Consider the following 19,725-nt stretch of genomic DNA (forward strand, 5'->3'; position numbering starts at 1 on the left):
ATGCCCCTATGCTGCTTTCATTGACTCCATGAACTTGTGACCCTTCTGGGTCAGCATGTATTCAGGAATACTGCGGATGTTGTAGATGTAGGTCACATAGCACTGGCAGAAAACCTCTTCGCCAGGCTGAGTGATTTCATCGAGATACCCGGCAGGACCGGCTTTCACATACCCGTTTTTTTGTGCCCAGTTCCCGCGAATCAGGTAGTACAACTGATCGCGCTCCTTGTGGTCTTCGCGGAAGTCATAACCGGGCCTGCGCCAATGGCTGTGCCAAATCGCCGCAATCGCGTTATTACTCGTTGCGATCACGTTATCAATGTTGGCTATCAGCTTGCGGTTCTGGTCGATCATCACGCGGCGCGCTTCATAGTCCACCTTCTCGGCAGCCTTCTGAATATGATCCGCTGTTGCCCGCATCGTCCCCTGAATGCCAGACAGCGCGATGCTGTCGGCAGAAGGAATGCTGCTGGCCCAACCGCTAAAACGCGACAACGTTGTGTCGATAGCTTTTTTGCGGTTGAGCTGGATAAGGTCGGCGCTGGACAGGATCCGCCTGTCGAGTTCAGTCCTCAGTTTTGGCTCAAGGTAGTTGAGCGTAAAGCGGGATATGCCCTGGTGCCGTTTCAGCGCGCCAGCGCGACCAACCTGCAGATCGTACGATTTAGTCAGGTTCCGCGTGACCATCGCCATGTAGTCGTCCGCCGTTTCACTCTCGGCAGCCTGCCGGATGATACTCTGCCAGCGTTCCAGCTCCTCGCGAGACGTGTAGCCATTGCGAAGAAAGAACCTCACCGCGTCTCTCACAGTTCGCGTGAACGTGTTCATAGCATCATCCCACCGCCCGGCACCTCATGCTTCGGAGGCTCTGGCGGCGGATTTTCTTTTAGCGAGATGTAATCGAGGTTAAGCCGCTGAGGGAACAGATTCTCGTTGGCATTGGCGTTTTCACACGCCCACTCGATCAGCGTCGCGCGGTTCTCTGGGTCCGCCGTGAGTTGCGGCAGTATCGACTCCAGCATGCTGACGATAGCCTTAAAGCGCGTTTCGTCTACCTTCACCTTTTCGCTCTCCGGCTCCTTAAGAGACGACGGCCAGCGGTATTCGAAGTTATTTATCCACATCGAGAAATACAGGCTGTAGGTGTTTTTCAGTTCTGGGAAGTCGGCGCGCAGAGACTGGAAAAATTCAATGCTCCACGCCCGGTACTGGCAAACACGAATGAAGAATGCATAAAGCTGGTCCAGCCATTCACGAATGTTATCGATATAGACCGCTACGGAGCGGGCATCTTCAGTGCCCTCCCCAAAGCCCTGGGCGAACGTCTCAGAGTTGAGAATGATCGCCGGCATGTCAGCGGCGGCGGCCACGTTCTCCAGAATGTGCTTACGGGCAGAGTCGAGAGGATCCTTAAGATTACTCAGATCGATAGACTCAACAGTGTCACCGTCACCGATCTGGAGAACTTCCCCCGTCTTCCCGCGCTTCAACATCATCCGCTTAATGCCGCTGAGCTTCTGCATCATGTTATTGACGACAGAGCTTGGCCCTTTGATTTTCGTCACCAGTAAACCGCCTTTCACCGCAACCATATCGTCGGTACGCATGGTCTGGATGAAGGATTTCAGCGGATATAGCGCGCGCTGGTAGACGCTTCGCCCGGTAAATCCGAACGCCGCCGGGTTGTACGCCAGATAAATCGGGTCTTCGTTCTGCACGACGACGCAGCGCGATTTGTGGTATGGCTTTCCGGCAACTCGAATGCCATCGACTTTCTGGAAGTCCTGGGCATTCGGGTCCTGATTCAGCACGATGCTGCCCGCGGTGTTCAGCGGGTCAAGAATGTTAAAACTGACGTTGTGTTTGTACAGAGTGCGGTAGTCCAGTGACTCACTGGGCACCTGGTTATCCACCAGCATCGCAACCGCAGATACACCGTAAATTCGGGCAATGCGGGCAGCGTTGGCAATCTGCTGGTTAGCTCCCATAGCCTTCCATTCGCGCTCGAACGCATCACGCAGGCGCTGCTCAAGGCCATAAGACTGAGCAACATGCACGGTGCGCGGTTCGTTCATCGCCATCTTAATTGGGCGATCCACCATCTTGCCGCCCAGCGGGTGGTAGAGGTAGACCGTTTTGCAGGTCTGATAGCCCGCCGTCGATCCTGGCTGGATATCATCGCTGTCCAGCAATGCCATCAACTCTGAATGAGAGCAGCTGCCGATTTCGAAATCATCTTCGTTCATTGGTTTTCTCGTCAGAAGCCGTCGCCATTACCAAGCCCAAGCGCGACGCCATAGTTGAAACAGTCAAACAGGTCATCGTCCTGATTCTCTTCGCCAATGATGAACTGGAGCACTTGCGTCAAAAGGTGATTTTTCTTCGACTGCTTGTATTCCACCAGCTTGTCATAGGCGTATTTCGAAATGCGTACTTTCCCCGATGCCACATACCCCGAGATATTGATGGCGCGGGACTCTTTGGGCAGCGATGTGAGCTCGCTGTCGATTGGGTGAACGTTCCAGCCCTCGTTGGCCCCTTGCTGCAATAGCGTGATACCGGTGGCCTTGTCCTCGATAAACAGCCCAGCCGTGCCCATACGTGCCAGACATATTTCGCTGAGGTGTTTAGCTTTTCCAACCCACTGCGGCACTATGTCTTTCAGGAAATACCCGTCAATCTGGATAATGTCCCAGTCAAGAATGACCAGGCAGGGCGTTGGGAAGTTACTAAGTGCGAACCAGATGCAGGCTGAACCATCGTTCTGTAGCTGGCCTTTCTGGGCGCAATCGACAACGCCATAGACGGTATCGCAACTCGCCGGGTAATCGACCGGGACGCCATTCTCCAAAAGCCAGTCCATCTTGAAGAAGTTCTGCCCACGCCAATCGACGAAATCAGCGTTGTATTCCTGCTGAACCACCATCGGCGGACGGCCTGCCATTATGCGCGCCAGCGCCTCGGGGTTAATTGTCGGGTTCGCCGACGTGGGCGCGTGGTGCTCTTCCCAACCCATCGATTTATCGTTGCAGGCCTGATAGAAAAAGTTTTCATCGTCCACGCCCTTGGGTGTGCCAGCCATAACAGCATCGCCGTCATAGTCGAGCAGCGTCGGCTCTATCGCCTGCTCCCAAATATCCCGCATGCCCTTTTTGACCAGGCTGCCTTCATCGATGATGACTTTGTGATATTTACGCGAACGACCGGCATCCGGGTTATCCAGCGTCCAGAATTCCACCTGACCGCCGCCAATCGTTTCGATTATCGAATCCGTCTTGCTGGAACTAGTGGTGATCGGCTTGAGCAGATCCCGAATGGCCTTAAACGAGGGCAGCAGGATTTTATAGGACGGCGCAAACCAGCCCACGCGCATCTGTTTTGCCGCCCAGTTGCCGCCAGCCTGCTCTAACATGGTGGTTTTACCAAAGCGGCGACCAGCACGGACCACTTTCCGCTTCGCCGGCGAGCGATATATTTTCTTCTGCCCGTCATGGAACGGCAGGAACGTGATCGTGTGTTCAGTCGCCATCGGGAGAATTCACCAGGTTAATGATTATTTGAGGCCCGCCCGGCTTGTCATCCCCGTTGGTTTTTTTCTGGCGAGCAAGTTCGAGCTGTAGACGTTCGGCCTCTGTCTGCCGCTTCTGTATCTCAAGCTCAACCAACCGCTGCGCAAGTTCGGTTTCGTTCAGCCCCATTCTTCGCATGATGGCTTCAAACATTTTTTCGCGACTGATGGCGGTGATCTCTATCCCGCCCTTGCCTATCTTCGTGCCGGAATATGCCAACCGGGCAATGCCCGATAATTTTCGAGTGTCAGGGAAATAGGCGCGGCCAATTCCATCCCCATTGCAACGTGGGCACTCTGGATTAGGGTCCCTATTGTGGTCGTATCCATACCCTCCATTGTCTGGCGGGTCCGGATTCTTCCTGGCTTTCGCCTCTGCGCATTTTTCTTCATGCTCAATAGCGTCACGCCATTGATAGTGGTGACCAAAGCCCCAGCAGTGACGGCAGGCGCCGTGGCGATACTGAGAAATCTCGTTGGCGTCAAAGGTGGCTAGTTGCCACATCTTTTCCAACACTTCATCGGCACTGGCCAGAGTCCGTGATACGGATGCAACCAGCTGGCTCTCAATGGCTCGCTTAACGTTAGGATTCGTTAGAAGCTGCCGCCCATAATTCGGATCACTGTAGCCGGCGCGCTCAGCCGCAGCAGTGGCGTTCTGGTCAATGAGATATTCCGCTACGAAAAGGCTTTGCTGTGGTGTTAATCCTGATTCAGATACCAACTCTTCGGCGCTGGCTGTTGGCTTTTCCGTGGTACGCACTTTCGATTTCTGCGTACCGCTTTTGCGTACCTGCGTACCTTTTTGCGTACCAGTTTTTCCACTGCGAACCCAGCCGTATTTCTTGGCGCGCTTTCTAATGGCCCCTTCACTGATGCCGTATATCTCTGCCAAGTCGCGGAGAGAAAGTTGACCGGCACAGTAATCGCGCTCAAGGCCGCTTTCTTCCGGTTTTGACATAGCGTGCTCCATAAAAAAAGCCACCCATATCTACCCCACAGTGAGCCAGGTAGATTCGGTGACTTTGCTTTGCGCATTACGCAGCAGTCTCGAAAGGCTGCTCTGCAATGCAGATTAGTTCATCACACCAATGCATAATCGCATCAATATTCACCCATCAAAACCCGTACAATAACTAAACGTTATTAACGTATCGATTTCCCTGGTGTTGTTGTGTCTTGCCCCTCCTCTGAAGGGGCTTTTTTTCGTCTATTACGCAGCACCTGGATAGATGCTCTACGGTGGACAATTAAAAAACCACCAATAGGTGGACAAGTGCGAGGTTAAGCGTAGTTCTGCCGGAAGTGCTCTCTCGCCTCATCACGAGCGAATTCCGGGTGGTTTGGTGAAGCAATCAAAGCAATAACATCACGTGACTGTACACCTATTGGGTTTATTCGATAAATTGTCAGCTCTGCTGTAAGCGTGCTGCCATCAGTATATGTTTCATATTTCACTCGTGAAGGCTTATTGCTTGTAAAAACATAGGTCTCTAATAATTTAAGAGTTCCAATAGTTGCCATGATTAACGCTCCTTATTGAGTCTTATTTTTATCATGATGCAAACGCTGCCTCCACTGAATTAGTGTGGATACTTGGCTAGCACAGATTGATAGAGCTGTCTGGAGCGCCAGCGCATGGCTGCCAATGTCGCCCCAGGTGTCGCCTTGTAACGTTGGCACCTCGCAGGGCTTGAATACCGATTCAGGGGGCAACAGAACGATTGGTACTGGCGGCGTTGGCATCCGTTCCGCGCAGGAGGTCAAGCACACCGCCAGGAGCATCACGGCGGCTGCACCCATCGTTTTTGATGGCATCCTGGTATTTCCTCTGGTAAATTTCGCCCCGCTGGCGCAGTTGCTGCTCTCTCTGTTGCTGTTCGGCCATCAGCTTGCGGTTACGGGCGTCCTGTTCCTGCATGGTGGCGATCAGTCCGGCCTGCTGCGCCAGCGTTTTTTTCTGTTCTGCTACCTGCTGCCGTACCAGCTCCAGTCGATATGACAACAACGAGCTATATCCACCCAGGCAGATCGATACCACCAGCAGGAGCAACATTCCCCCGCGGGCCAGTTTTGAAAGCCAGCCGCTCATTTGTCTAATCCCCAGCATGCCAGCTCGGCTTCCTGGTCGCGCCGCAGTATCTGCCCGTAGCAGTTGTTGGCGCGGATACGGCAATCACGGCCACCGTCGTATATCCAGCGGCGAATTTCTCGACAAGCGCCGATGCGGTCACCGGCATTCAGTTTTCTGTAGAATGTGGAGGTGAAGCATTTTCCGGGGCCGATGTTCCACGGACAGAACGAGGCGATACCGACTTTTTGCGGTTCGGTCAGCGTTACCTTGACGTTGCGATCCACCCAATCGAGCGCCTTTTTCTGCTCGACTGCGTCAATCTGCTTGCACTGATCTGCGGTCAGGCGCTGGGCCTTAACGACCTTTTGTCCGTTGACCATCGTCACACCGCCGCAAATTGTCCATATGCCGACACCGTCCTGGTATGCAGTCAGGCGTTGGCCTTCTTTTTCATCCTGAAACTGCGACATCATCACCGGGGCTGAGACACCAGCAGCAATCAACGCCAGCATAGCGGCGCTGAGTTTGGTTTTTATCGAAGCCACTATTCGCCCCCTATCAGGTCAACGTCCCGCGCGCTGATGTTCTTGTTTGACCGATCAATCAGATACATTTTTAGCAGTTTTTCTCGGCGGCATCTAAACCAGACGCCGACTACACACCCGATAACTGAGCTGAGGATGCCGACGAAAATACCGATCACCATCCACTCACTGGGCGAGAAATAATTTATTGCCCCGAGCAGCAGGCCAACTAACCAGCCGCCATGCGTGGCGCTATCTGCGATTTTTTCCGGCATGGATTTCATCCTTCCCCCTCGCCGGGGTTTGGCCCGATCATCGGGTGATAAAAACGAAAAAGGCCGCACCGAAGTGCAGCCTTATACGTATGACAGGAGTCATTGGTAACGTATTAAGTATCTGATATCGCGACAACTAACATTTCAGTTACAGCTACCTTGTAAGCATTAATTAAAAATGGGTAAGTCAATTACTTACAACCACCCTAAACAAGGTTTTAACATCCCTTAATGGTCGATTTACCCCAAACAACTCTCGAACAAGTTCAACCGTTAATCCTGTACGTTCAAGAATATCTACCCAAGCGGAATCGTCCAACATATCTATAGCTTTGGATAGAAGAGTTGGCTCTTCTAATGGTATATTTTCATCACCAGGCTCACTCTTTGTATATCCCTTTGAGTTCAAATGAATATATCCCCGTCGCGCTTGTTCTTGTGAAAGCAAACCTAAAGCCGTCGCTCGATAGATTGCCATCCGAAGGCTAATCTTCCAACGAAGCTTAAATGCCAACATGGCATTCCAATCAAACTGTTTACCACGGATACGAGGGAACTCTTTTATGAAAGATACTCTAGGTACAAGTAAAGCACTCGAAAACTGATCAGCTTGTGACTCTGTTTTTTTATCACCCGTGACAATTCCCTCATGCATAGCCAAGTGCCCCAACTCATGGCCGATATCCGAGCGGAAACGACACATGCTTTTTTTTGCATCATTCCGAATAATTACTGGACGCCTATTGTGGACAGTAAATGCATCCACTCTATCATCAACTCCTGTAACATGAGTTACAATGACCCCCAGTTTTTCTGCGAGTTTCACCATTGACGATATCGGCCCAATACCTAGCCCCCAGCATCTGCGGCATTCTTCAGCAACCCTTTCCACATCATTCATACTAAATATTTCAGCACCAGATGCGTCAGGAATATTAAGTTCCGGTAATTGAATTTCATCCTCTAAAGCAGAAATCAGTAAGTTTAAGATTTCAGCCCTAGCGAGCACGCTATTGGTTAAAGTCTGCGTCCGCGATTTTTTGCTTCTAAAGTGACAGACATCGCTTTCCAAAGCATACTTGCGCTCTGTAAACAAAAATTCCGGGCGAATATCCAGAACTTTCGCTAACTCATCAAGTAGCAGTTCTGTCGGTTTCGCACCTTTTTCTAACTTACTAACGAATTGCTTTGTTTTTCCTATTTTCTCTGCTAATTCTTCGCAAGAAAAGCCCCTGGCCATCCTAGCCAGTTTGAGCTTATCCCCACGATAATCATCATCAAAGTTAATCACTTGATGTGCCATTGTCTTTTACATCCTGATCATCTTCGCCTTTCTTACGTTTCCGCAAATCGGGGTCTTCAATATCAGTTTCAGAAGGTAGATCTGAAGAGTCCACGGACATAGGCGGAATAGACGCGACTGGCTCATATCGAACCTCACTAACCGCTGCGCCATAGGAGTTGAAGCCAACCAACGCTACAATCCAGCGAGGCAAAGTTATTTCTTCATCATCGTCGTCAATGTCATCATCAGACAAAACAGAGAGGTAAGGTTCAGCCAGAATTCGCCATGTTATATCCTGTTCAGCTTCTGGCTCACTACCCCCAAAAAGGCTTAACTGCTCAAACTCAGCTTTGTTGCGTACCAAACGATGCTTTTTCTTCGGAGCAGCAATACAGTCCTTGGAAAACTGAAGAGGTACCTTATTCAAGGCAAGAACAAAATCGAGCCCTTTGGTTATCATACTCAGGCCAGAAATATTCTTTTCATTTTTTATCAAATGGCTACGGACCCAGTCATAAGCCCTAACCCCCTTTGACCAGTTACTGTCGAGAGTGTGTCCGTGGTAGTAAAGCTGCTCAAGAACCCCAGCAACCTCTGCCAGCAAGTTCATCACACTCGCCTCATCCAAGTAGGACTGAAACTCCCAACAAGGTGCCAACTGTCTTTCGGTCATATCAAGTTTCGCTTTTTTCAGGATTCGTAAACCTAATATTTTCGCGTTTTCTTGATTTTGTCAACCAAACTTATGTTTTTTTCAATTCACCTATGCAAGCATCGCCGCATGTGTAACCCAATTGAATACAAAAGCCCCGGCGGGTTAGGCCAGGGCTTGAATGGTTGCCGGTCTTTCCCGGCAGTCACTTCACATCGAGGGACGCACTTAGAAACTCCCCACCAAAGGGTTCGATAGTGCGTATCAAAACTAAATGCGCCCTTCTGATGCGCTTTCCAGCCACTTCGGGTCATCCCATCTTCGCAGGCTGAAAAGCTTTTTCTGGAGCGGGCAGTGGGAATCGAACCCACATCATCAGCTTGGAAGGCTGAGGTAATAGCCATTATACGATGCCCGCATTGGTCCGCCATCGAGGCCTCGAACCCCGTACCTACAACTTAATGGTCGTTGCTCTTCCTGCTGAGCTAATGGCGGTTTGGTGGCCCTTGCTGGACTTGAACCAGCGACCGAGCGATTATGAGTCGCGCGCTCTAACCAACTGAGCTAAAGGGCCAGGGTGCTGAATTCTAAAGCAGCCACATTAAACCACACAATAACCAATGCTTATCTTTACAAACGCACATAAAAAAACCCGCACGTGGCGGGCTCTTATCTTGTTACGCATACACAAACGGCAGCGTATGTCGAAATACTGGACCATTGGTCCATAGATGTCAACACGTTCGCATCATTTTTTTTCTTTTTTCGTTCCTGTTCGCGTTCAATAAACGCATCTTGCAAGGGTTGATACAACAAGTATTCAGCTGCAGATAGTATTTCAACGACTTCCCGCCGGCAGGTTCTATGTGACGGTTTACGGTAGGCTGGTGCACCACACCGACGGGCCATCTGCCGGGGTTTTGCTGCTGCATGGTAGTAGTTGGCGATCGCCCGATCCGATGAACCATGAACGTAACGGCTCAGCAGTAAGCCAAACGCTCGGCGATCGATTGCGTGTAGTTTGTCCACAACGCGAGTGATCAGCATACCGTCGTCATCGTTGCAGATTGGGCGCTCTGGGTAATTACTCGGCTCAACCGTTGCCATGTATTCGGCAATGATACTACTCTGCCGGCGCTCCAATCGCCCGGTATAAACCCAAGCACCCCACCGCTCCAGCCAAGGATGCAGCCAAGCCTCTTGCTCTTCAGTCAGTTTCAGGCCGTCAGCGTTCATAGCTTGCCCTCCCTGCGCAAAATAGCCTGAGTGCGAAAAACTCCTTCAGCGTGGAAAAGTCGAAGTTCCTCACGGCTGTATTCTGTTTTTGTTCGACCGTCGCAGGCATCATGGCACCCGCTACATCCCCATGCTGCCTGCGCATCGTCGGGCTTAATCCCTGTGCCGCAGGTTCCCGCCATGCGGTAATGTGTCAATACGGTGGTTTCTGGGTTGAAATTACAGAACCCAGGGATCCGGATTTGACAGTCGCGGCCGCGGGCTTCTTTGGTTAATTTGCTCATGAGCTATACCCCATAAGCTGGGCTGCTGCATTCTCTGCGGACTGTTGATCGGGGAAGGTGCGGAAAAGGATGTAGTTCCAGAGCACATCGAGCACGGCTTTATAAAACTCGCCGAACTCGATATCGTCCATTTTAGCGAATGAGATCGATTTAGGTTCTTTTCGGGCGCTGCCGTCGGGCATAGTATATTCAACGTAAAATCCAGCCTGAATGGTCACCCAGGCACGAAACGCTTCGAAGGATTTGGCTACACTGATATTCCCGGCCCTTTTCTCTGCCACGTCAGCCAAATACTCATCAGCTGCCGCCTGCAGCGCATCTTCACCACCAGCATAATAAGCCAAGAATTTGACGTAGCCATTCACCAACGCTTTATCACTTGGGGATATTGCACCGCCAGTCGGTTGCCAGTAGTCAAAACCAAGGTTCAGGAGTGAAAATAACTTACGGTGAAAAGCTGGATTTCGCGCCTGTTTGAAATCGGCGTAAAGAACCGAACCTATCTTTTTGGTTTGCAAAAAGTCCCTGGTTTCCCGAGTGGTCGGCACCAGTAGATTTCCTGCTGTCTTTGTGTACGAATACTGCGCCATTGGGAGTCTCCAGTAGCGCAGCAGTTGTTCAGAATTGAATGGGCTGGGTGTTCAGTCCAGCTCATTGATTATAGCTTGTTTCCATTAGGGGCGACAATCGAATAGCCCGCCAATTTTGCTACTTCCAACATCGCGTTAAGTGTAGAAATATGCTCATCTTCTTTGACCAGGCGCAAACCTACGGTGTTGCCCTTTTCTCGACGAATAACAACAAGGCCATCAACAGGGAGAAGGTCGTTAAGTTCTTTCAAATCAATCATAAACACCTCAATCTTTGAGATTGCTTGTTATCCCTCCATCTCCCTGCATGCCTTTAGAGCTAAGTCCTTGGTTTTTGTCAGGTCAAATAGGTAACACAGATCGTTGAGTGCTATATCGATCGGTTTTAACGATCGACAATTCAGCCTGTGAATATACTGCCATTAATAATACTGTATATCCAACCAGCACTATTTACCCATTCCCCACACAAACCCCCGCACTAAGGCGGGGTCGACTTTTGCTATGCGGCCATCCTCCATACGCAATACTGCGGCATATTTGCCCGAACCAACGCTTCAGCAAACGGCGGCGGTACCGAGTTACCACAACGCGCCACCTGTTCAGACTTCGGCCAACGAGTGCCGTCGATATCCCTGTCTATGATGTAGCTGCGCGGGAAGCCGTTGGCGTTGTAAAGCTCACGCGGCTCAAGCATCCGCATGCAGATATCGACCACCATGTATTCGCCAACCGGGATAAACTGCGGGCGCGGTGCTGGGAACATGTGGCTATCATCCGGCTCGTCGCTGAATACGTCCATCAACCGCGCGCAGCACCAGGCGTTATAACGCTGGTCGTCTGTGAGTAACGTCGGTTCACACATCACCTCGGTTAACCCGAAGCGGTCATGCGTCGGCACCGTGTGCATCGGTGCGTCTACGTCTATCCCGTCTTTCTCGTTGCCGTAATATTTCTGCAGGTACGCAGTCACGTGGCCGATGTGATTGCCGCCAGCTGTGAGCGTTGGTGCTGGTGAATTCGTCGGCCGCCCGTCTTTGCATGTGCCGCGCAGTTGTACCAGGTGCGAAGTGCAAAGCGAGTGGTGATCGACCTGCGTCACCGTGTGCGCTGGCTCGTCCATTCCCAGCCCTGCACCGGTGTAGTTTCCGCCGTAGTGCTTGATCAGGTTGGCGGCAACAACAGCATGCTGCACACCTGTAGCCGGGCGGCCAGTTGATGCCCCTGTCGTCAGGGTGTTAAACGGGCGTAGCACTCCCTGCCCCTTACTGCCCTGTCGGAACCGGATTAAATGCACTGCGGCTAAAGCGGAGTGCGACTCAGTGGGAATGGTTGCCATCGGCGCGGCGATGCTGCGCGGCTTGCCTGAGTACGTCGGGCCGCCAGCGCCCACCAGCACCGCACTGGCCAGCTGAGTTTTGCCACCACCGCCAGGCATGATTGTGCCTACCGACGCATCAGCGCGGTTTCCTGTGCTATTCCCAAACTGACGCACTACCACCGGCGCCGCCACCGCGAAACCGTGCGTTTGCGTAACCGTCTGCAGCGGCAAGCGGCCAGACTGGCCCCGGAAGCAGTCGTATTTGGTACGGTTTGACGTGTGATTGCATTTCACCGCGAATGGCTCGATCAGCAGGTGCTCGGCTTTACTTGTGACCGTTGTCAACGGCGTGCCGGTGGCATACTGCCGGCCATCGCCGCCGAAACCTGTCTGTCCGATCTGTACGATGTATGGATCCGGGCAGTCAATAACGTAACGCTTCAACCCTTTCACGATACGGCGCAGCGTATTGTCGGCCAGCGACTTCTTTCGGCCCATAATGCTACGTGTCGGGATTGACCAGTCAATGCACTCGGCGGCAGTTCGCCATGGCTGCAGCTGGCCCGCCAACACATCGGCACTGTCCGGCGCGCCGTGGGATGGGTCAGGCCAGACAACAGCCTCGCCATCGCAGCGGCTGACAACAAATAGGCGCTTGCGGATAGTTGGGGCGCCATAGTCACAGGCCCGCATTTCTTTGTGATCGACGTTGTAACCCAAACCGCTAACCAGGCGGCGCGCGTCGTCGCTGTCGATATCGATCTGTAGGAATTCGCAGACCTCTGCCAAAGCAGGACAGTCTGGCGCCACACCATGGCTCAACATGCCAATAAACGCACGGAAAGTTGCCCCGGTGTACGCCGGATCAGGATACAAGTTTCCTTTTTTGTCAGCCTTCAACGGCCCCCATGAGCGGAATTCTTCGACGTTTTCCAGCATCAGATAACGCGGGCGCACCGCTAGCGCCCAGCGCAGCACCACCCACGCTAACCCACGGATCTCTTTCTTGACCGGCGTCCCGCCTTTGGCCTTTGAGAAGTGACGGCAGTCAGGAGAAAACCATCCCAATAACACTGGTAATCCGCCGGTGGAAATTTTCGGATCTACGCTGAAAATATCTTCCGGGTAGTGCAGCGTGCGTGGATGATTTACGGCGTGCATGGCCATGGCCACCGGGTTGTGGTTCATCGCAATATGCGGCTCAAAACCCAGCGCCTGCTTGATGCCCTCGCAGCTTCCACCGCCACCAGCGAACCCAACAACTACCAGGCCGTTATCAACGGCATCAGGGCGGAAATCCACGATCTGTTTCTGGCGCGCCCAAGCATGCGCTGTTTTCTGGATTTCCTGCGGACTGACACGGTTAAGGAACATCTGGTTAATCTGCTGCAGAACTTCCTGCTGCTCTTCTCCGCTCAGCGCGTGAACCGGCAGCACCGACGATGCGCACTGCTGTACTTCTGTTGGCCAAATCATTGCCCCTTCCCCTCTCTGCGTTCACGCCAATAGTTCAGGCGTGCCCTGAAATGTTCCCGATAGTTTTCCGGTACCGCGTTAATCGCGTCAGTCACTGCAGTGCGCTGGATTTTTCGCGCATACAGATTCTTGATAAGGCCGCTGGCGCGCAGGTCGAGGTTTTCCAGATCTCGATATTCCTGCGGCCAGAGCCCGCGGTTGTGCGGTAAGCCGGGCGGGAGATAATCCGATTGCCCGGCCATAGGTCACCCTCTTGCTAAATGCTGCTGTTTCTCTGAGTTGACATAGAACTGCCCGTCAACGTGAGTGAGGGTGAATTCCGGTACCGGTTTTTCATGGCGGGTTATTTCGACGTGAGGGGAGTTGATCATCGTCAAGATGCGGGTCTGCAGGTGCCGATGTGTCAGTCCATGATCGGGGTAATGTTTATTCAGCGCAGTGAGAATGCCATGATAGGACAACGTTTTGCCCATCATCACTGCCGCCAGGTTGCGAGTAGGGAAATCAACTGTGAAAGCTTTTTTCTTACTGGAGGCCCTTTTCGAAGCCTTCGCAGGCGTACGGGCAAATTTCGGAGGGACTACCTGTTCCGGCACTGGTGGCCGGGAAAGCGTCGAGCCAGAGCGTACTCGGGCGTTGGCGTTCATATGCCAGATAATCAGCGCAGTGTGATCACAGCCGTCGTCAATGACTTCGGCGCCGGGGTCTTTCGCAAAAATTAATTCTGTAGTGCTCATAGGTCTTTCCTTTTGGTTGATTCACACGCTGGTCAGGCGCGAGTTAAAACGCTTCGATCTTGGAGTTTTTGCTGTAACGCTTTTCTGATGTCTGGCCTTTCTGCCCCAGGCGTGCAGCCTCTTCATCGCTGATGTCTTTGATATAACCGTCAACCATCAACGCATGCGCGGTGCCGCTTACCCCTTCCCTGTTCAGCCTCAACAACAGCTCCATCAGGTTAGGGTCCGCATTTTTGTTGTAGACGGCATCACGATACAAACCGATCCACACATCACAGTCCTGTTCTATCTGTCCGGTATCTTTACTGTCCGCTGGCCATGGTCGTTTGTCGGCGCGCTCCTCCAGTTTTCGGTTGAGCTGGGTCAGCAGCAATACGGGGCAATCCAATTCCTTCGCCAAGTTTTTCAGGCCGGTGGTGATGTCCCCATAGGCAATGTCACGGCGTTCGGCAGCCTCGGCTTTCATCAGGGTCAAATAATCGATGGCCACCAGCCCCAGTACGCCGCGCTGACGCTTTACCTTTCGACATTCATTGCGGATGTGCGCCAGCGTCACGCCGGGGGTGCTGTCGATCATCAGATTGGACTCTGCCAGTTCCGCAGCCTTGGCCATCGCCCGAGACATGGCAATGTCATCATCCGGTCCGATGTAAAACATCTCGGAATTAACACACGCCTCCTGAGCCACCATCCTTTCGATGATGCCGTCGTCTGTCATTTCCAGACTGAATACAAGGGTCGGCAGACGGTGATTCAAAGCAAAGTGCGTGGCGATTTTGTTGTACACCGCCGTTTTACCCATTTTTGGGCGAGCCCCGATCACGACAAGCGCGCCGCGAAGCACCTGTTTCGGGTGCATCAGTCGGTCTAGACTCTCGATCCCCAGCGTTAAACCACCCGCGGCATCGGGGTCTTCAAAACGGCGATTCATCTTCTCGATCCAGTCCTCCACCACATCCAGCGCCGGACGCAAACCGCCGCGAGTGCCGGTACGTGCATGATCGGCCACGGCGGTGACCATCTGCTGCACGGTTTCCAGTTTTTCGGGAGTACCCATACCGTTGTTTGCCAGCACCAGCGAGGTACATTCCTGCAGCTTTTCCAACGTGAATCGCAAAATAGCTTTGTCACGAACGGCATGCGCATAACTCACCATCGCTGCAGGGCTGCTGTTTCGGTTGGTTTCCGCCAAATAGGCAAAGCCGCCAACCTGCTCGAGTACCCCTTTGCTTTCCAGCGCATCGTGCAAGCTGATCAGGTCTGTCGGTCGGCAAGCATTTTTCAGTGCACGCAATTCTTTGAAAATCTCTCTGTGCGCCACCAGGTAAAACGCTTCGGGTTTTAGTATGCCGAACACTGCGGAGGACATGTCCTCGTCCGTGTTGAGCATCAGGGAGCCCAGAATCGCCTGTTCCAGATCGATGCTGTAAGGCGGTTGCGGTAGGTTGCCAAAATCCATTACAGACGCCCCCGCTGACTTTCCCAGTCAAACGCCAACACTGCTGCGCTTTCCAAAATGCGATCCATGGCGCGGTACCCCATGAAATCCTCGAGCTGTTTTACCGTGAAATTGCTGATCAAAACCGTCGGTTTCATCTGCTCATATCGGGTGTTGATAATTTCCGACACGATCAGGCGTTCGGAGTCAGTACCGTTCTGCATGCCCACTTCGTCGATAATGAGCAGATCCAGCCCACAGTAAAAACCCAATACTTCGTATTCCGTCCTGGTTGCATCCTGTCGCCAGGTATCGCGCATTGCCCGGATCATTCGCTGCGCCGAAGTCAGATACACATCCGCGTCATAATGCTCGACCAGCTCACGCATAATCCCAACAGCCAAATGCGTCTTCCCTGTCCCCGGGCGGCCAGACATCAAGAGGTTGGATCCAGCAGTCTGCATCTGAGGCCACTCAGTGGTGAATTGCTGGCAAATCGTCAAGCATTCCTGCGCCTGTGGATTCACCGGAGCAAAGCTACCGATCGATGCGTCCTGAAAACGCTTATTCACCCCACAGTGCTCAAGCAGAGTTTCAGTCGTGTTTTTCGCTTGCTCGCCAGTCATTGCCTGTCCTCCTGCGTGTTATTTTTCCAACCGATACGGGTTTCATAGCTGCGCCCTTCAAGGTCTGCTGCGGTATCGCTATGCCGCTTCACGCTGGATTGTGCAGGTTGGCTGCTCACCGTCCACGCGTTGTTAAACTCCAACCCCGGCCCAAAGAACCGCGATGCCTGCATCACATAGCTGGTGCCCACCTGTCCCTTGGCGCCACAAAATGCCACATAGCGCTGTAAGCCTGCCGCCATAGCTTCCGATGTCACCCCAGCCTTGCGGCGAGCATTCCACGCCTGATAAGCCTTGTTCTTGGGGTTGCTGCCCTCCCGTTTCGGATACTCTGCCCACAGCTTTTCGAACTCAGCAGGGTAATCAGCTTTTTTGGCCTGTTCAGGGGTGCCGTCGTCAGATGGCACAAGAGTGTTTTTGTTTGTATTCAGTACTTGTTTATATTCATTACTTACTTGTAGGGGATTTGCCGGGGCCGGTTCACCCGTCGCCGGTTTAGCCGGGGCCGGATAATCCGTCTCCGGTGAAAAACCACTCGATTCGCAGACCACATACGACATTCCGTCGAAACTTCCACCATCTGCGCGCTTCTTCTCAGCCTGTAAATATCCAGCTGATGAAAGCTCTTTTAGCAGCCCCCGCACAGCGTCACGCCCTGCAGGTTTACCTGAGTCAGCGGTCTGATTGATCAGGCTGGCAACGGACACTTCCCAGTTATCCGGCTTGCCAAGAAGATAAATCAGCAGGCCACGTGCGCCCCATGACAGGCGCATGTCTTCGCTGATGTCTTTGTTCAAGGTGTAAAATCGAGTGTCTGGGCGTGGCGCCCTTCTGATAGCCATGATCAAATCCCCAGAGTGTCAGCAATCTGCCGGCAGGCGTCCTGGTACTGCTCGGGGCTCATGTCTAGAACACGCAGCGCAGCCTTGCTCTGCTCGTATTGTTCCCAGATTGCATGTGCGGCAGCCTGGCGATCTTCGAAAATCGGTCTGATATCTGCGGCGTCAGCAGGCATGCCATTCAGGCGCCAGCCGTTCCGATATGTGATGTGGTCAGTTTGCATATTGGTCTTTCCTAGATTCCGGTGGTTACTGCACGCTGGTCAGGCGCTGGGTATCTTGTAGAGCGTTTAGCGCCCCCGCTATTCGTTGAGGCGTATCACAAGCGCCAAGCAAAATGGCGATCACTGCCGCGGCAAACTCACGGATGGCCACTGACAGCAGATACTGCACGGATACACCGCCCAACCTTGCGCGCCGTTCAGCTGGCAATGCTGCGGCCATGGCGTCGGCAAGCTCTCTCACCTTCGCCCGGGCGGCTTTGGACTCGCCACGTAGCCAGCGGAATATCTGCTGCCGGTTGTTGTTGATGGCACGCCAATCCGCCCGGCCGAAATCATCCTCGATCGGGTGGAGACGCACGGTTGCCGATTCTCCGCCGAACAGAAACCACATCCGGCTGATCTCGATCGCCACATGCTCCTGTCCTCGCTCGGCTGCCCAATTTGATATTTCGTCTTTCAGTTTTTCGATGTTTTCCACTTCGCGTCTCCTGTCGCTCAAAACTTGATTACGCATAATCAGATTTTGGTGGGGTTAATGGTTAAGCTATTTCCGGTGGCTGTTTCTCTACGTCGTACAACGTCATGTCGTACTTCAATGCACCATTGGTTATCTCTGATAAACGGGCCGCTCGACGCTCTGGGATGATGTCTCCCCATCGAGAAACAGCAGGTAGCGAAACACCAGCTGCCTTAGCAAGTTTTGTCGGGCTACCAAAGTATTCAACTGCTTCGGTTTTTCGCATATTGGTGACTCCATTTTGTTAACTTGTGGAAACAAAATTAAGAGTTAAGGTAAATTAAGTCAAGTAAATTTATATTAACCGTATGATAAAAACGACACCTGGCGAGCGCATCAAGAGCCGCCGAACAGAACTGAAATATACTCAACGCGAATTGGGTAAACTGGCTCATGTTTCTCACGTAACCATTTCAAAGTGGGAAAGTGATGATAACGAACCGGCAGGACGACATTTATTCCAGCTCAGCAAGGCACTACGATGCTCCCCCACCTGGGTGCTTTATGGTGACGAAACCCTTGAGCCACCAGCTCCGGAAGAATTACCGGAGCAAATGAACCTGAGCGAGCTGGAGACTCAGCTGTTAGATCTATTCCGCTCATTACCTGAATCCGAAAAAGGCCGTCACGTCGCGGATTTGCAGGCAAAAGTGGATGATTTCAACCGCCTTTTCTACGAGTTACTGCAAGCAAGGAAGTCCAGCAAGAAAAAATAATCTCCTTATTTTCATATCTTTAGATTCCCCACACTCATTTTGTTAACTTATATAAACAAAAATCCTTTGACTTGATTGTTAACCTACATTAAATTTACTCCCATCAACAGCGCACTAACCCTGCAGCGGTTGTTCAGAAAAAAGTTCTGGCGGCTCGGGAAGACGGGCATTGGAGGAAGTGATGGAAACAACAGTTTCAGATTGTGTAGTGGTGGGATTTTGCGAGGTTATCGAGGCTCTTCGTAGCAGCCTTAACGAAACCACCGGCGAAGTTAGTGTTTCAAATGCAAAAGCAATTCTTGATTTAGCACTTGATACCGTCAGTAAGCATAACGGCACCAAGATTGAAAGTGACGCTATTTACGCGTACCTCTCAACTGTAAAACTTGGGTGATGGTTGTTGGCGTTTTTTTACTTAAGTCAGCATCGACTAAATCCAAATCACTGACAGCTTTACCGTACTTCAACATGAGTCCAGCAGAATTTTCGGAGGGTGGAAGTTCGCGGAGGATGGTTAGAAACAGCGCCTTGTGAAACTCAAGCTCGCTTCTCACTTTAACCAACTCGGCTTTGAGCGTTTCAATCTCTGGCATACAAAAATCCTTCTTGCTGTTGTGGAATAGCAAGGATAACACGGCCGGGCGTGGTGATGTATCCCGGCACCAATTACGCGGCCACAGCGGGAAAGTGTGGATAGGAAAGACCAATGGCCTAATCAGTCACGATATGACGGCGGGAACAGACCGCGGCACCTGACCAGTGCTTACCGAGGAAAGACCAATGATACGGCCGCTAAACCCCGACCAGGTGATGCGGCGCCGGATAACGTAACCGGCAACCTACAGACGTAAAAAAGCTCGCCGAAGCGAGCTTAATTACCCTGATGGGAACCACCCCACCAAGAGGGTGCCGGCTACCAACCGACCTTTCTAGGAAAGACCAATGGCTTGCACCACTGATCTGCAAGCATTATATCAGGAGTTGCTATGAAAGCACTACAGATACCAGTCACGCTCTATATCCACGCGAATGTATCCCAATTCGCCGAACAGAAAATCACTGTTTTAACAGCTGACATGTCCGAGTTCCCGGAGTATGTGCTGCTGGAAACCCGCCAAATCATCATCGATGTCGACCAGCCTGAACCGATTGATCTGATCGGCAAACAGGTTGAAGCACTGCGCACACAGAAAGAGCGCATCGCCGCAAGCTCGCATCAGCAGCAAATCCTCATCGATGATCAGATTCAGCAGTTGCTGTGCATCGAACATTCAGAAATCGACGTTCACGAACTGCCGTACTAAACGCGCCTGACCAGCGCACAACCATAGGAAAGACCAATA

General features: G+C 52.2%; 28 protein-coding genes and 3 tRNA genes. 3 read left to right on the forward strand and 28 right to left on the reverse strand.

Going from position 1 to position 19,725, the window contains the following annotated elements; genetic code table 11:
• Window positions 1-6: 6 nt before the first annotated feature.
• The 27 genes from ACI2J2_RS08560 to ACI2J2_RS08690 all read right to left on the reverse strand — a co-directional run bounded on the left by ACI2J2_RS08560 (window position 7) and on the right by ACI2J2_RS08690 (window position 17,892).
• On the reverse strand, window positions 7-828 hold the full coding sequence (locus ACI2J2_RS08560; RefSeq protein WP_404759860.1) for a hypothetical protein: 822 nt from the start codon (window positions 826-828) through the stop codon (window positions 7-9).
• Window positions 825-2,246: an anti-CBASS protein Acb1 family protein gene (locus tag ACI2J2_RS08565; RefSeq protein WP_404759861.1), complete on the reverse strand. Its 1,422-nt coding sequence runs from the start codon at window positions 2,244-2,246 to the stop codon at window positions 825-827. Before ACI2J2_RS08565 ends, ACI2J2_RS08560 begins: the two co-directional genes overlap by 4 nt.
• An 11-nt stretch (window positions 2,247-2,257) precedes the next feature.
• Complete coding sequence (locus tag ACI2J2_RS08570; protein WP_404759862.1) at window positions 2,258-3,529, reverse strand: hypothetical protein; 1,272 nt, start codon at window positions 3,527-3,529, stop codon at window positions 2,258-2,260.
• The gene (locus ACI2J2_RS08575; protein ID WP_404759863.1) at window positions 3,519-4,529 is read right to left on the reverse strand and encodes a terminase small subunit; all 1,011 of its coding nucleotides are present in this window, start codon (window positions 4,527-4,529) and stop codon (window positions 3,519-3,521) included. The genes ACI2J2_RS08570 and ACI2J2_RS08575 overlap by 11 nt, the downstream gene beginning before the upstream one ends.
• Window positions 4,530-4,852: 323 nt before the next feature.
• On the reverse strand, window positions 4,853-5,092 hold the full coding sequence (locus ACI2J2_RS08580; RefSeq protein ID WP_404759864.1) for a hypothetical protein: 240 nt from the start codon (window positions 5,090-5,092) through the stop codon (window positions 4,853-4,855).
• Window positions 5,093-5,104: 12 nt separating this feature from the next.
• Entirely contained in the window at window positions 5,105-5,386 is a 282-nt protein-coding gene (gene lysC / locus ACI2J2_RS08585; RefSeq protein WP_404759865.1) for an Rz1-like lysis system protein LysC, read from the reverse strand.
• Window positions 5,274-5,660 carry a DUF2570 family protein gene (locus ACI2J2_RS08590; RefSeq protein WP_404760281.1) on the reverse strand — a complete coding sequence of 129 codons (387 nt, stop codon included), beginning with the start codon at window positions 5,658-5,660 and terminating at the stop codon, window positions 5,274-5,276. The genes lysC and ACI2J2_RS08590 overlap by 113 nt, the downstream gene beginning before the upstream one ends.
• Window positions 5,657-6,187, reverse strand: a complete 531-nt coding sequence (locus ACI2J2_RS08595) for a lysozyme (RefSeq protein ID WP_404759866.1) — start codon at window positions 6,185-6,187, stop codon at window positions 5,657-5,659. The genes ACI2J2_RS08590 and ACI2J2_RS08595 overlap by 4 nt, the downstream gene beginning before the upstream one ends.
• A complete protein-coding gene (locus tag ACI2J2_RS08600) occupies window positions 6,187-6,441 on the reverse strand; it encodes a phage holin (RefSeq protein WP_404759867.1) in 255 nt (84 codons plus the stop codon). The genes ACI2J2_RS08595 and ACI2J2_RS08600 overlap by 1 nt, the downstream gene beginning before the upstream one ends.
• A 187-nt stretch (window positions 6,442-6,628) precedes the next feature.
• Window positions 6,629-7,744 carry an ImmA/IrrE family metallo-endopeptidase gene (locus tag ACI2J2_RS08605; protein WP_122078468.1) on the reverse strand — a complete coding sequence of 372 codons (1,116 nt, stop codon included), beginning with the start codon at window positions 7,742-7,744 and terminating at the stop codon, window positions 6,629-6,631.
• Window positions 7,725-8,336, reverse strand: coding sequence for a hypothetical protein (locus ACI2J2_RS08610; RefSeq protein ID WP_404759868.1), 612 nt, complete (start codon window positions 8,334-8,336; stop codon window positions 7,725-7,727). The genes ACI2J2_RS08605 and ACI2J2_RS08610 overlap by 20 nt, the downstream gene beginning before the upstream one ends.
• A gap of 385 nt (window positions 8,337-8,721) precedes the next feature.
• Window positions 8,722-8,796: transfer RNA gene (locus tag ACI2J2_RS08615), tRNA-Gly, on the reverse strand.
• A gap of 2 nt (window positions 8,797-8,798) precedes the next feature.
• Window positions 8,799-8,873, reverse strand: a tRNA-OTHER gene (locus tag ACI2J2_RS08620).
• A 2-nt stretch (window positions 8,874-8,875) separates the two neighbouring features.
• A tRNA-Ile gene (locus ACI2J2_RS08625) sits at window positions 8,876-8,952 on the reverse strand.
• A gap of 95 nt (window positions 8,953-9,047) precedes the next feature.
• Entirely contained in the window at window positions 9,048-9,614 is a 567-nt protein-coding gene (locus ACI2J2_RS08630) for an antiterminator Q family protein (protein WP_404759869.1), read from the reverse strand.
• Window positions 9,611-9,898 (reverse strand): DUF1364 domain-containing protein, encoded by a 288-nt coding sequence (locus ACI2J2_RS08635; protein WP_153857220.1) that lies wholly within the window; start codon window positions 9,896-9,898, stop codon window positions 9,611-9,613. The genes ACI2J2_RS08630 and ACI2J2_RS08635 overlap by 4 nt, the downstream gene beginning before the upstream one ends.
• Window positions 9,895-10,488 (reverse strand): DUF1367 family protein, encoded by a 594-nt coding sequence (locus tag ACI2J2_RS08640; RefSeq protein WP_404759870.1) that lies wholly within the window; start codon window positions 10,486-10,488, stop codon window positions 9,895-9,897. The genes ACI2J2_RS08635 and ACI2J2_RS08640 overlap by 4 nt, the downstream gene beginning before the upstream one ends.
• Window positions 10,489-10,556: 68 nt before the next feature.
• Complete coding sequence (locus ACI2J2_RS08645) at window positions 10,557-10,748, reverse strand: hypothetical protein (protein WP_404759871.1); 192 nt, start codon at window positions 10,746-10,748, stop codon at window positions 10,557-10,559.
• Between the two features lie 242 nt (window positions 10,749-10,990).
• Window positions 10,991-13,285, reverse strand: coding sequence for a DNA cytosine methyltransferase (locus ACI2J2_RS08650; RefSeq protein WP_404759872.1), 2,295 nt, complete (start codon window positions 13,283-13,285; stop codon window positions 10,991-10,993).
• The gene (locus tag ACI2J2_RS08655; RefSeq protein ID WP_201895443.1) at window positions 13,282-13,527 is read right to left on the reverse strand and encodes a hypothetical protein; all 246 of its coding nucleotides are present in this window, start codon (window positions 13,525-13,527) and stop codon (window positions 13,282-13,284) included. Before ACI2J2_RS08655 ends, ACI2J2_RS08650 begins: the two co-directional genes overlap by 4 nt.
• Before the next feature lie 3 nt (window positions 13,528-13,530).
• Complete coding sequence (locus ACI2J2_RS08660; protein WP_404759873.1) at window positions 13,531-14,022, reverse strand: hypothetical protein; 492 nt, start codon at window positions 14,020-14,022, stop codon at window positions 13,531-13,533.
• A gap of 43 nt (window positions 14,023-14,065) precedes the next feature.
• Window positions 14,066-15,481, reverse strand: coding sequence for a DnaB-like helicase C-terminal domain-containing protein (locus ACI2J2_RS08665; RefSeq protein WP_404759874.1), 1,416 nt, complete (start codon window positions 15,479-15,481; stop codon window positions 14,066-14,068).
• Window positions 15,481-16,086, reverse strand: coding sequence for an ATP-binding protein (locus ACI2J2_RS08670; RefSeq protein ID WP_201895446.1), 606 nt, complete (start codon window positions 16,084-16,086; stop codon window positions 15,481-15,483). Before ACI2J2_RS08670 ends, ACI2J2_RS08665 begins: the two co-directional genes overlap by 1 nt.
• Window positions 16,083-16,883, reverse strand: a complete 801-nt coding sequence (locus tag ACI2J2_RS08675; protein ID WP_404759875.1) for a hypothetical protein — start codon at window positions 16,881-16,883, stop codon at window positions 16,083-16,085. Before ACI2J2_RS08675 ends, ACI2J2_RS08670 begins: the two co-directional genes overlap by 4 nt.
• Window positions 16,884-16,930: 47 nt before the next feature.
• Window positions 16,931-17,149, reverse strand: a complete 219-nt coding sequence (locus tag ACI2J2_RS08680) for a hypothetical protein (RefSeq protein ID WP_201895448.1) — start codon at window positions 17,147-17,149, stop codon at window positions 16,931-16,933.
• Between the two features lie 25 nt (window positions 17,150-17,174).
• Window positions 17,175-17,627, reverse strand: a complete 453-nt coding sequence (locus ACI2J2_RS08685) for a toxin YdaT family protein (protein ID WP_404760282.1) — start codon at window positions 17,625-17,627, stop codon at window positions 17,175-17,177.
• A 61-nt stretch (window positions 17,628-17,688) separates the two neighbouring features.
• Complete coding sequence (locus ACI2J2_RS08690; RefSeq protein ID WP_404759876.1) at window positions 17,689-17,892, reverse strand: Cro/CI family transcriptional regulator; 204 nt, start codon at window positions 17,890-17,892, stop codon at window positions 17,689-17,691.
• Between the two features lie 82 nt (window positions 17,893-17,974).
• Between ACI2J2_RS08690 and ACI2J2_RS08695 the strand changes: the two genes are divergently transcribed.
• Both ACI2J2_RS08695 and ACI2J2_RS08700 read left to right on the forward strand, forming a co-directional pair.
• Window positions 17,975-18,382 carry a helix-turn-helix domain-containing protein gene (locus ACI2J2_RS08695; protein ID WP_404759877.1) on the forward strand — a complete coding sequence of 136 codons (408 nt, stop codon included), beginning with the start codon at window positions 17,975-17,977 and terminating at the stop codon, window positions 18,380-18,382.
• 181 nt (window positions 18,383-18,563) lie between these two features.
• Window positions 18,564-18,776: a hypothetical protein gene (locus ACI2J2_RS08700; protein WP_404759878.1), complete on the forward strand. Its 213-nt coding sequence runs from the start codon at window positions 18,564-18,566 to the stop codon at window positions 18,774-18,776.
• On the opposite strand, the gene ACI2J2_RS08705 is transcribed toward ACI2J2_RS08700, so the two are convergent.
• The gene (locus ACI2J2_RS08705; protein WP_404759879.1) at window positions 18,739-18,975 is read right to left on the reverse strand and encodes a hypothetical protein; all 237 of its coding nucleotides are present in this window, start codon (window positions 18,973-18,975) and stop codon (window positions 18,739-18,741) included. The two genes, ACI2J2_RS08700 and ACI2J2_RS08705, sit on opposite strands and share 38 nt — an antisense overlap.
• A 393-nt stretch (window positions 18,976-19,368) precedes the next feature.
• On the opposite strand from ACI2J2_RS08705, the gene ACI2J2_RS08710 reads away from it, so the two are divergent.
• The gene (locus ACI2J2_RS08710; RefSeq protein WP_404759880.1) at window positions 19,369-19,686 is read left to right on the forward strand and encodes a hypothetical protein; all 318 of its coding nucleotides are present in this window, start codon (window positions 19,369-19,371) and stop codon (window positions 19,684-19,686) included.
• The last annotated feature ends 39 nt before the right edge of the window (window positions 19,687-19,725 follow it).

Origin of the sequence: Serratia sp. NPDC087055, assembly GCF_044900985.1 — a bacterium.
GTDB lineage: Bacteria > Pseudomonadota > Gammaproteobacteria > Enterobacterales > Enterobacteriaceae > Serratia.